The organism is Actinomadura sp. NPDC048032, from assembly GCF_040653175.1.
In the GTDB taxonomy this organism is placed as follows: Bacteria; Actinomycetota; Actinomycetes; order Streptosporangiales; family Streptosporangiaceae; genus Spirillospora; species Spirillospora verrucosospora.
Genome location: NZ_JBEZJP010000248.1, coordinates 1 through 11780, shown reverse-complemented (window position 1 = coordinate 11780; position 11780 = coordinate 1). Strand labels below are relative to the sequence as shown.

Below are 11780 nucleotides of genomic sequence, written 5' to 3'. Positions count from 1 at the left end.
GGCTACTGATGTCCACTCCTGGTATCGGCGCGGACCAGCGAGGGGCAAAAAAGGGCGGGGGCTCTTCGGCGACGTTCCGCAAGATCGGGGACGGCGCGGCCAACGTCGCGATCAAGGAACCGGGACGGTTCTTCGCCCTGTGCCTGGACACCGGCCGCGCGATGTTCCAGTGGCCGTTCCAGTGGCGCGAGTTCATCCAGCAGGCGTGGTTCATCGTCAGCGTCACCGTCGTGCCCACGATGCTCGTCGCCATCCCCTTCGGCGGCGTTCTGTCCCTCCAGGTCGGCGGGCTGATCCGGCAGCTCGGCGCGCAGTCCTACACCGGCGCCACCGCGGTGGTCGCGATCGTCCGGGAGGCCAGCCCGCTGGTCACCTCGCTGCTGGTCGCGGGCGCCGCCGGGTCGGCGATGTGCGCCGACATCGGTTCCCGGAAGATCCGCGAGGAGATCGACGCCATGGAGGTGCTGGGCATCAACCCCCTGCACCGCCTGGTGGTGCCGCGGATGCTCGCCTGCGCGTTCGTCGCGCTGTTCCTCAACGGGCTGGTCTCGGTGGTCGGCCTGCTGGGCGGCTACTTCTTCAACGTGATGCTGCAGGGCGGCACCCCCGGCGCCTACCTGGCCTCCTTCAACGCCATCGCGCAGCTGCCCGACCTGTTGCAGGCCGAGTTCAAGGCGTTCGTCTTCGGCATCACCGCGGGCCTGGTCGCCGCGTACAAGGGCCTGAACGCCAAGGGCGGGCCGAAGGGCGTGGGCGACGCGGTCAACCAGACCGTCGTCATCACGTTCATGCTGCTCTTCCTGGAGAACTTCCTGATCTCCACGCTGTACTTCCAGTTCGTCCCGTCGAAGGGGATGTAGATGGCTGCCCCTGGCAAGACGGGCAAGGCCGCCCGGCGGGTGGCGAGCGCGCCGCTCGACCGGCTGGACGACTTCGGCCACCAGATGTCGTTCTACGCCCGCGCGTTCGCGTGGGTGTTCCGGGTGCTGCGCCGGTACCGCAAGGAGGTGCTGCGGCTGCTGGCCGAGGTGAGCCTCGGCACCGGCGGCCTCGCGGTGATCGGCGGCTCGGTGGTGATCGTCGGGTTCATGACGTTCTTCACCGGCAGCCAGGTCGGCCTGCAGGGCTACGAGTCGCTGAACCAGATCGGCACGGCCGCGTTCACCGGGTTCGTCGCGTCCTACTTCAACACCCGCGAGATCGCGCCGCTGGTGTCGGCGCTCGCCCTGTCGGCGACGGTCGGCTGCGGGTTCACCGCCCAGCTCGGCGCGATGCGGATCTCCGACGAGATCGACGCGCTGGAGGTCATGGCCGTCCCGTCGATGCCGTTCCTCGTCACCACCCGGATGCTCGCCGGGATGATCGCGGTCATTCCGCTCTACATCGTGGGACTGCTCGCCTCCTACGGCGCGACCCGGGTCATCGTGACGATGTTCTACGGCCAGTCGACCGGCACCTACGACCACTATTTCCATTTGTTCCTACCGCCGTACGACATCTTGTGGTCATTCGGAAAAGTGATCGTCTTCGCGGTGCTGGTGATGCTGATCCACTGCTACTACGGCTACCACGCCTCCGGCGGCCCCGCGGGCGTCGGCGTCGCGGTGGGCCGCGCGGTGCGCACCAGCATCGTGGTGATCAACGTGGTCGACCTGATGCTCGGCATGGCGATCTGGGGCACCACCACCAGCGTCCGGATCGCGGGGTGACGTGGATGAGCGGAGCGATCGCGGGGGGTGTGGGGGGTCGTCCCCCCACAGGAGGCCGGCATGAGTGAGCGGTTGCGTTACCGGGTGCTCGGCGCGTCGATGGTCGTCGTGATCATCCTGCTGCTGGCGCTGACCGTGGCGCTGTACAACAAGGCGTTCACGCCGACGCTCGACGTCAAGGTGCGGACGGAGCGGGCGGGGCTGCAGCTGCTGCCGCACTCCGACGTGAAGATCCGCGGCCTGATCGTCGGGGAGGTGCGCGGCACCGACGCCGACGCGCGGGGGGCGACGCTCCATCTGGCGCTGGACCCGGGCAAGGCGAAGCTGATCCCGCGCAACGTCCAGGCGCGGCTGCTGCCGAAGACGCTGTTCGGCGAGAAGTACGTGGACCTGGCGGCCCCGGCGCAGGCGGGCCCGCTCGGACTGCGCTCGGGCCAGGTGATCCAGCAGGACCGCTCCCAGGCCGCCGTCGAGATCGACAAGGTGCTGAACGACCTGCTCCCGCTGCTGCAGGCGGTGAAGCCGGCGGAGCTGAACGCGACGCTGAACGCCCTGGCGACGGCGCTGCAGGGCCGCGGCGACCAGATCGGCCGGAACCTGGAGGAGGCCGACGAGCTGCTGCGGAAGGTCAACCCGCAGCTCGGCACGCTGGTGCACGACCTGAACGGCCTGGCCGACGTCTCCGACATCTACAGCGCCGCGGCGCCCGACCTGCTGCAGACGCTCCGCAACCTCAACGTCACCAGCCGGACGATCACCGACAAGAAGGCGACGATCGAGCAGCTGATCCCGGCGACGACCGCGCTGGCGCAGGACGGCGACGTGTTCATGCGGCAGAACGCCCCGAAGATCATCGGCTTCAACATCGCGAACCGGGACGGGCTGGACCTGGTCGCGCGCTACTCGCCGTCCCTGCCGTGCGTGTTCGCCGGGCTGATGAAGCTCAGGCCGGAGTCGCAGCGGGTGGCCGGCGGCAACGGGTCCAAGACCTTCAACCTGACGATCGAGATCGTCAAGCCGGTGCCGGGCTACAAGTACCCGCTGGACAAGCCGGAGGCCAAGGACCAGCGCGACCCGCGCTGCTACGGGCTGCCGAACCCCAAGGTCCCGTCCCCGACCTACCTGGCGCTGGACGGCACGCAGGACGACCTGTGGTGGAAGAACCCCGACGACCCGAACGGCGGCGGGAGCCGCGGCCGGGCGCTGTCGAACGTCTTCGTGGACCCGGGCTCGATGAGCGAGAAGGACAAGATCAAGAACGTGCTCGGACCGGTGACGCGGACCCGCGCCGACCAGATGTCCGACGTCGCGGCGCTGATGTTCGGGCCGCTGCTGGGCGACGGATCGGTGGTGACGGTCAAGTGAGGACGACCAGTGCGGCGATCAAGCTGGGGATCTTCGTGGTCGTCACCTCGCTGGCCACCGGCGTGCTGGCGATGACGATCTCCAACATGCGGTTCCGGGAGACGACCACCTACAAGGCGATCTTCTCGGACGTGACGGGCCTGCTCGACAACGACGACGTGCGCGTCGCCGGCGTCCGGGTCGGCCAGATCGAGCACATCGAGCTGTACGAGGGCGACAAGGCCGAGGTGACGTTCAGCCTCCAGAAGGAGGACGTGTTCAAGGCGGGGCTGCCCTCGTCCACCAAGGCGCAGATCCGGTACCGCAACCTGATGGGCCAGCGGTACCTGGCGCTGACCGACGGCGCCGGCCAGGCCAACGACTACCTCCGGCCGGGCGGAACGATCCCGATCGGGCAGACCACGCCCGCGCTGGACCTGACGACCCTGTTCAACGGGTTCCGGCCGCTGTTCCGCGCGCTGGAGCCCAAGGACGTCAACACGCTCGCGATGCAGATCATCCAGGTGCTCCAGGGCGAGGGCGGGACGATCAACAGCCTGCTCGCGCACGTGGCGTCGCTGACCAACACCCTCGCCGACCGGGACAAGGTCATCGGCCAGGTGATCGACAACCTGAACACCGTGCTCGGCACCATCGACGAGCGGCACACCGAGGTCAACCAGCTGATCACGGACCTGCGCGGGTTCGTCAGCGGGGTCTCGGGGGACCGCAAGGCGATCTTCGACTCGGTGGCGGCGATCAACGAGCTGACCGGCACCACCCAGAACCTGCTCGCCGACGCCCGCCCGGACCTCCGCGACGACATCGCGGGGCTGCGCAAGCTCACCGCCACGTTCGACGCGAACGGCAAGGAGCTCGACGCGGGCCTGCAGCGGACGCCGAAGCGGCTGGAGGGGCTGGTGAACATCTCCTCCTACGGCTCCTGGTTCAACATGTACATCTGCGGTCTCGACGCGCGGGTGCGGCTGCCGGGCGGACCGGTCTACCAGACGCCGGCGATCGTGAACGAGAACGCGAGGTGCAAGTAGATGAGGATCCCGTTCCGGGAACGCAACCCGGTCCCCATCGGTCTCTCCGCGTTCGCGATCATCATCGTGCTGGTGGTGCTGGCGATGAACCTGGAGAACATCCCGTTCGTCTCCGGCGGCAGGACCCACACCGCCGCGTTCCGGGAGGCGGCCGGGCTGCGGGCCGGCGAGGAGGTCCGGATCGCGGGCGTCAAGGTCGGCAAGGTCACCGGGCTGGAGCTGGCCGGCGACCACGTGAAGGTCACCTTCCGGGTCGACGACGGCGTGCGGCTCGGCGACCGCACCGAGGCCGACATCAAGATCAAGACGGTGCTCGGCGCCCACTACCTCGCGCTCAACCCGCGCGGGCGCGGCCGGCTCGCCCGCAACATCCCGATCGAGCGGACCCACACCCCGTTCGAGGTCGTCCCCGCGATCAGCGAGCTCAGCCAGCGCGTCGGCGCGATCGACGTGCAGCAGGTGGCCAAGTCCTTCGACGTGCTGTCGGACACCTTCAAGAACTCCCCGGAGGAGGTCAGGGCCTCCCTGCAGGGGCTGCGCCGGCTGTCCAACACGGTCGCGTCCCGCGACGACGAGCTGCACGAGCTGGCCGGCAAGGCCAAGGACGTCTCCAAGCTGCTCGCCGACCGCAACCAGGACTTCGCCAAGCTCGTCCAGGACGGCGACAAGGTGCTCCAGGCGGTGCAGGCCAGGCGCGACGTCATCCACCAGCTGCTGATCAACACCGTGACCCTGTCGCAGCAGGTGAACGCGCTGATCAACGAGAACGACGCGCAGCTGCGCCCGATGCTGGACAACCTGGCCGCGGTCAACCGGATCCTGCTGAAGAACCAGAACAACCTGGACCGGATCCTCCAGCTGTTCGCGCCGTTCGCCCGGCAGTTCTCCGACGTGACGGGCACCGGCCGCTGGTTCGACTCGTGGATCCAGAACCTGATCCCGATCCCCGCCTCGATCCAGAACCCCCCGTCCGGCGGAGGCGCGACGACGAACAGGCAGGGCGCCCGTCCGGGCGGCGGATCGCCCGGCACCGGTACGACCGGCAACACCGACAACCCGTTGCCCTTCCTCCCGTGAGCAGGCAGGTCACCAGTGCGTAACTCCACGAGCATCCTCCGCCTGGGCGGCGCGATCCTCGCCGTCGCGGTGCTGGCCGCCGTGCTCCTGCTCGTCCTCCAGGAGCCGAAGCAGCGCCACATGACGGCGTACTTCACCAAGGCGGTCGGCCTGTACAAGGGCGCGGACGTCCGCATCCTCGGCATCCCCGTCGGCGAGGTCACCAGCGTCGAGCCCGTCGGGGACGCGGTGAAGGTCGAGCTGAGGTACGACGCCGAGTACAAGGTTCCCGCGGGCGCGCAGGCCGTGATCGTCAACCAGACCCTCGTCGCCGACCGCTACGTCCAGATCACGCCCGTCTACAAGGGCGGCGCCGTCCTGGCCGACGGGGCGACGCTGGGCACCAACCGCACCGCGGTGCCGGTCGAGGTCGACGAGGTCGGCGGCAACCTGAACGAGCTGTCCCGGGCGCTCGGCCCACAGGGCGCGAACGCGCCCGGAGCGAACGGCCAGCAGGGCTCGCTGTCGCGGCTGCTGCAGGTCGGCGCGGCGAACCTGGACGGGCAGGGCGAGGACATCCGGCAGACGATCGCCGACGCGTCCAAGGCGCTCAGCACGCTGAGCACCGACCGCGGCGACGTCGCCGAGACGATCAAGAACCTGCGGATCATCACCGACGCGATGAAGGCCAACGACCAGCAGATCAAGTCGTTCTCCGGGCACCTCAACGGCGTCTCCGGGCAGCTCGCGGGGGAGAAGGAGGAGCTCAGCGCGGCCCTCAACACCCTCGCCCCGACGCTGCGGAACGTGCAGCGGTTCGTCAAGGGCAACCGCACCGAGCTGGCCGCCAACGTCCGGCAGCTCGCGCAGGTCACCGGCGTGCTGGTGAAGGAGAAGGGCGCGCTCGCCGAGATCCTCACCGCCGGCCCGCTCGCCGTGAACAACCTGGCCCGCGCCTACGACCCGATCAGCGGCACGATCCACACCCGCGACAACTTCCGCCAGTTCCACGACCTGGCCGACTGGATCTGCTCGCTGGCGTACTCGGTGGGCACGCCCGCCAAGGAGTGCCTCGACTTCGTCAAGCCGTACAACGGGATCGGCAAGGCGCTGACCGGCTTCAGCCTGGACCTGTCCTGGATCACCGCGCTGACCACGCACTACGACCCGGTGCCCATCCCGCCGGACGCCTACGGCCCGCAGGGCAGGCCCGGCAAGTCCGGCAAGACGAGCACGACGAACAAGCCCGCGGCGACCGGGACCCAGAAGAAGCCCACGGACGTCACGGCGCTGCTGCCTGGAGGTGGCCGATGACCAGGCGGTCGATCGGAAGGGCGCGGCTGCTCGGCGCCGCGGCGCTCGCGGGCGTGACGGCCCTGTCGGGCTGCTCGTTCAACGGCGTGGAGTCGCTGCCGCTGCCCGGCGGGCCCGACCTCGGCTCCCACCCGCGCACCGTCAAGATCGAGTTCGCGAACGTGCTGGACCTCGTCCCGCAGTCGGCGGTCAAGGTCAACGACGTGTCGGTGGGCAAGGTCGAGAAGATCGAGCTGGCCGGCGAGCCCGGGGGGCAGGGCGGGCAGGGCGGGCAGGGCGGGCAGGGCGCCGGCTGGCACGCCGTCGTCACGGTCAAGTTCCGCGGCGACGTCAAGCTCCCCGACAACGCGATCGCGACGATCAGCCAGACCAGCCTGCTCGGCGAGAAGTTCGTGCAGCTCGAACCGCCGAAGAACGAGGCGCCGGTCGGGGAGCTCGCCGACGACGACCTGATCCCGCTGAACCGCACCTCCCGCGGCACCGAGATCGAAGAGGTGCTGTCGGCGATGTCGCTGCTGCTGAACGGCGGCGGCCTGGAGCAGGTCTCCACGATCAGCCACGAGCTGCAGGCCGCGATGGGCGGCCGGGAGTCCACGATCAAGTCGGTGCTCCAGCGGGTGAACACCTTCGCGGGGACGCTGGACCAGAACCGCGCCGCGATCACCCGGGCGCTGGACAGCATCGACCGGCTGACCGGCAAGCTGGCGGCCGAGCGCAAGACGATCCAGGACACCATCGACCGGACGGGGCCCGCGATCGCCGTCCTCGACCGCAACCGCGCCGACCTCACCAAGATGCTGGTCGCGCTGAACAAGCTCAGCCGCACCACCACCTACGTGATCAACCAATCCAAGGCCGACATGCTGGCCAACCTGCGGGACCTCAACACGATCCTGCGCAACCTCAACAAGGCCGGCTCCGACCTGCCGAAGTCGCTGGAGACGCTGATCACCTTCCCGTTCCCCTCGACGTTCGAGAACGTCATCGCGGGCGACTACGGCAACGTGCGGCTGACCGTCGACCTGGACTTCGAGTCCATCGCGCAGAACCTGCTCGGCGGCACCGACCTGGAAGGGCTGCTCGGCAGCGGCAAGCAGATGCGCGGCATGCTCCAGGTGCCGAACGTGACGCTCCCGGACTCCCCGCTGGGCGTCCTGCCGCAGACGCCGGGCGGCGGGAGCCAGGGCGGGCTGCCCGGGCTGCCCGGGCTTCCCGGCGGCACCACACAGACCCCGGGGAAGCCGGCCGGCACGAACGGCCAGGGACGGCCGGGCGCGATCGCGCCCGACCCCGGTGACGGCGGTCTGCGGACCCTGATGGCGGGGGGCCTCTCGTGATCCTCAAGCGCGGCGTCATCGTCCAGCTCATCGCCTTCGCGGTCATCACCGTCGTCGGCGTGGCGATCGTCTCGGTCAACTACATCGGCATCGGCCGCGACCTGCTCGGCAAGCAGTACGTCGCCTACGTCGACCTCACCGACTCCGGCGGCGTGTTCACCAACGCCGAGGTCACCTACCGGGGCGTCCCGGTCGGGCGCGTCGGCCCCCTGGAGCTGACCAAGGACGGCATCCGCGTCAAGCTGCTGCTGGAGCGCGGAAAGCGGATCCCGCGCGAGGGCACCAAGGCCGTCGTGGCGAACCGGTCGGCGGTCGGCGAGCAGTACATCGACCTGGAGCCCACCACGAAGTCCGGGCCCTACCTGGACGAGGGCGACCCGTACACCATCCCGCGGAGCCGCACCACGCTGCCGGTGTCCACCGCCGAGCTGCTGCGCAACGTCGACTCCCTCGTCGGGTCGGTGAACACCAAGGACCTCGGCATCATCGTGGACGAGCTGAACAAGGCGTTCACCGGCTCCGCCTCGGACCTGCAGTCGATCCTGGACGACACCGACCGGCTGCTGAAGACCGCCAACGAGGCCTACCCCGACACCGAGCGGCTGCTGAACAACAGCGTGACCGTCCTCGACACCCAGCGCGGCCAGGGCGCCAACATCCAGGGCTTCGCCCGCAACCTGAACGCGCTGACCACCTCGCTCCGCAACGACGACCCGGCGCTGCGCAAGACCATCGACAGCGCTCCGGGCGCGGTGAACGAGACCCACCAGGCCATCAACCAGCTGGCGCCGACGCTGCCCGTCCTGCTGGCCAACCTGACCACCACCGGGCAGATCGTCGCGTCCCGCAAGGCGGGCCTGCGGTCGCTGTTCATCCTCTACCCGGTGACGGTCGCGGGCGCGTTCACCGTCACGCCCGGGGACGGGACGCAGCACCTGGGGCTCGACCTCAACATCGACGGGCCGCCCGCCTGCACCCAGGGCTACGAGAAGGTCAAGCACCGCTGGCCGCAGGACACCTCGAAGAAGAAGCCGCGCCTGGACGTCGGCTGCAAGGCGCCCAACAACGCGCCCACGGCGGTGCGCGGCGCCCGCAACTTCCCGCGCGACGCCATCGCGCCGTTCCCGCAGGTCCCGCCGGGCGCGACCACGGGGGCCGGGTTCCCCGAGGGCGGCGCGTACGGCACCCGCGGCGACGGCGCCGGCAGCGGCGACGGCGACGGCGGCAAGACGGACGCCAAGGGCTCCGGCAAGAGCAAGGCGAAGGCCGCGGAGGCCCCGACGGGCCAGCTCGCGGGCGGGAACCTGTACCTGTCGTATCCGGCCGGTTCAGTCGAATTCGCTGGATACGATCCAGCGACGGGCGCCGTCTACGGCCCCGATGGCAAGCGATACGTCATGCCGCGCAGCGCCGGTACACGCCAGTTGGGAGAGGAATCCTCGTGGAAGTGGCTCCTGCTCGGACCGCTGAGCCAGTGAGGCGGGCACGATGAGGCGCCGTCTACCCCTCGTCACCGCGATCGTCCTGAGCGTCGTCGTGGTGGGGCTCGCCGTCGCGTCCGGCTGGCTCGGCGTGGTCTCCCTCAGGAACAAGGACGAGGCCGACCAGAAGGCGAAGGCGATGCAGTCGGCGCGCCAGATGGGCGTCAACCTGATGTCGCTCGACGCCGCCACCGCCCAGCGCGACCTGGACCGCATCGTGGGCGGCACCACCGGCGACCTCAGGAACAAGCTGGGAAGCCAGTCGAACGCCTTCATGCAGCAGATCACCAAGGCCAAGGCCAAGTCGACGGTCAGTGACGTCGACGCCGCGCTGGTCTCCATCGACGGCGACTCCGCCGAGGTGATGGTGTCCCTCACCGGGACCGTCACCAACGACAAGGTGCAGAACGGTACGCCGCAGGGCTACCGGTACCAGATGGACCTCACGCGGGTCGACGGCCGCTGGCTCGTGTCCGGACTGGAGGTTGTCCCGTGACGATCAAGGCGGATCGAGCGGCCAGGGCCGAGGAGGCCGCGGAGGCGGCGCGCCTGGCGGAGGAGGCCGCCGCGAAGGCGCGGGAGGCCGCGCGCCTCGCCCAGATCGCCGCGGACGAGGCGGCCGCCGCCGAAGAGGCCGCGGCGGACGAGGAGCCCGAGGAGCCCGAAGGGGACGTTCCGGAGGAGACTCCTAAGGCCCTCAAATCCCCCAAGAAGCCCCGTCGTGGTGGGAAGGCGTCTGAAGTCGCGTCCGACGACGCCGACGCCGCAGGGAGCGAATCAGCGGCGGAGACGGACGGCGAGGCCGTCGGCGACGACGACGCGAAGGCCGAAGAGGACGAGACCGGGTCCCTCAAGACGGCCCAGACCTCCAAGACGGCCAGGGCTCCGAAGAAGGCCAAGGCTGCGAAGAGCGCCGAGACCGCGAAGGTCGCTGAGGTCGCTGAGGCCGAGGACGAATCCGAGGCTGAGGAAGACGCCGAGGGCGAGGAAGACGGCGAGGACGCGAAGCCCGCCAAGGCCCCCAGGACCAAGCGCCTGAACCTCAAGAAGCCGGCCAAGGCGACCGACGAGGACGACGAGGGCGACGAGGACGACGACGAGCCGGCGGGCCGGTCCCGGCTGGGCGGCAGGTCGACCGTGATCGCCGTGCTGGTCGTCCTGGCGGTCGCGCTCGCGGCGGCCACCACGGCGCTGGCGCTGAAGGTCCGCGAGCAGGACGCGACCGAGCAGGCGTCCAAGGAGGCGTCCTTCGCGGCGTCCCGCGCGGCCCAGAAGCTGTCCTCGTACGACTACCAGACGCTGGACACCGACCTGAAGGCCGCGTCCGCGACCACGACGGGCAAGCTGCACACCCAGTACGACAAGCTCGCCCAGCAGCTCAAGACCGTCGCCGTCCAGCAGCAGGCCGTCTCCAACACGACGGTCATGAAGGTCGGCGTCGTGAGCGCGACCCCCGACAAGGTCGTGGCGCTCGTCTACGCCAACCGGTCGTCGGCGACCAAGACCGACAAGCAGCAGCGCCTCCCCGAGCCGCTCCGGATCAAGCTGACGATGGTCAAGAAGGACGGCAAGTGGCTCGCCTCTGAGCTCACGGTCCTCTCCTAGCCGCCGCACGCGCCGGGCGCCGGTCTCCGGCCGGGCGCCCGCCCCCTCCGGGCCCGGACGCCTGTCTCTCCCGGAGTCTTCCGGACGGCCGCCACGGCGCGCGGACGAGTCGCTGTTAACCCCCTCGGGCCGCGCCTAGACGAGGCGGCGGGCCGAACGGTCCGAGGGCGCGCGACCCGCCGCCGTGGGCGGTTCGCGGGCTGTCAACCCGGATCCCTAAACTATGGCCTTCCTCACTGCAGGTCAGGGCCTGAAAAGTCCAAGTCCGCTCTTGACTGAGAGGCGCTGAGGGGCGATGCTCCATGGCAACGTGATGCATACTGCGGCGCTAGAGTTGCGAGCGGTGTACCGGTTCGGCTACACTGCCCCTTTGCGCTGCCCTCTGACTATCCACGTGTGAGAGCACACCTGTGAAGGTCCGGTTCAGGCCCCTTTGAGGGTCCGGTTTGGCCCTCTTTGAGCAGGTCTCGAACGTGGATCGTCTGGCGTGCGTGTCATCTGTTACGCCGCGAGCCCTCGGAAGGACCACTCTTGGCAGCCTCGCGCAACGCCTCGAATACCGCAACCGGTCCGAACCGCGTCTCCTTCGCGCGCATCAAGGAGCCGCTCGAAGTCCCGGACCTCCTTGCTCTGCAGACCAACTCGTTCGACTGGCTGCTGGGCAACGAGAGGTGGAAGGCCCGGGTCGAGGCGGCCCAGAAGGCCGGAAGTAAGAGCGTCCCGACGCAGTCGGGGCTGGAGGAGATCTTCGAAGAGATCAGTCCGATCGAGGACTTCTCCGGAACCATGTCCCTGTCGTTCCGGGACCACCGGTTCGAGCCGCCCAAGTACTCCGTCGAGGAGTGCAAGGACAAGGACATGACCTACTCCGCCCCGATGTTCGTC

At 69.4% G+C, this 11780-nt stretch carries 10 protein-coding genes and 1 pseudogene; all 11 read left to right on the top strand.

All coding sequences use genetic code 11. The annotated features are described in order from the left end of the window. Positions 1-161 precede the first annotated feature (161 nt). Positions 162-860, top strand: a complete 699-nt coding sequence (locus AB0C69_RS27095; RefSeq protein ID WP_229810621.1) for an ABC transporter permease — start codon at positions 162-164, stop codon at positions 858-860. A gap of 84 nt (positions 861-944) precedes the next feature. After that, positions 945-1709, top strand: coding sequence for an ABC transporter permease (locus AB0C69_RS27090; protein ID WP_345178474.1), 765 nt, complete (start codon positions 945-947; stop codon positions 1707-1709). A 60-nt stretch (positions 1710-1769) separates the two neighbouring features. Then, positions 1770-3074, top strand: a complete 1305-nt coding sequence (locus AB0C69_RS27085) for an MCE family protein (protein WP_360358024.1) — start codon at positions 1770-1772, stop codon at positions 3072-3074. Next, positions 3071-4102 carry an MCE family protein gene (locus tag AB0C69_RS27080; RefSeq protein WP_345178452.1) on the top strand — a complete coding sequence of 344 codons (1032 nt, stop codon included), beginning with the start codon at positions 3071-3073 and terminating at the stop codon, positions 4100-4102. The genes AB0C69_RS27085 and AB0C69_RS27080 overlap by 4 nt, the downstream gene beginning before the upstream one ends. Next, complete coding sequence (locus tag AB0C69_RS27075; protein WP_345178454.1) at positions 4103-5179, top strand: MCE family protein; 1077 nt, start codon at positions 4103-4105, stop codon at positions 5177-5179. Positions 5180-5194: 15 nt separating this feature from the next. After that, positions 5195-6472 carry an MCE family protein gene (locus AB0C69_RS27070; RefSeq protein WP_345178455.1) on the top strand — a complete coding sequence of 426 codons (1278 nt, stop codon included), beginning with the start codon at positions 5195-5197 and terminating at the stop codon, positions 6470-6472. Then, on the top strand, positions 6469-7809 hold the full coding sequence (locus tag AB0C69_RS27065; protein ID WP_360358022.1) for an MCE family protein: 1341 nt from the start codon (positions 6469-6471) through the stop codon (positions 7807-7809). The genes AB0C69_RS27070 and AB0C69_RS27065 overlap by 4 nt, the downstream gene beginning before the upstream one ends. Further along, the gene (locus tag AB0C69_RS27060) at positions 7806-9287 is read left to right on the top strand and encodes an MlaD family protein (RefSeq protein ID WP_345178458.1); all 1482 of its coding nucleotides are present in this window, start codon (positions 7806-7808) and stop codon (positions 9285-9287) included. Before AB0C69_RS27065 ends, AB0C69_RS27060 begins: the two co-directional genes overlap by 4 nt. Positions 9288-9297: 10 nt before the next feature. After that, positions 9298-9786, top strand: a complete 489-nt coding sequence (locus tag AB0C69_RS27055) for a hypothetical protein (RefSeq protein WP_360358020.1) — start codon at positions 9298-9300, stop codon at positions 9784-9786. After that, positions 9783-10895 (top strand): hypothetical protein, encoded by a 1113-nt coding sequence (locus AB0C69_RS27050; RefSeq protein WP_360358018.1) that lies wholly within the window; start codon positions 9783-9785, stop codon positions 10893-10895. Before AB0C69_RS27055 ends, AB0C69_RS27050 begins: the two co-directional genes overlap by 4 nt. Before the next feature lie 531 nt (positions 10896-11426). Then, positions 11427-11780, top strand: a pseudogene (locus AB0C69_RS27045) (DNA-directed RNA polymerase subunit beta); the annotation flags it as partial.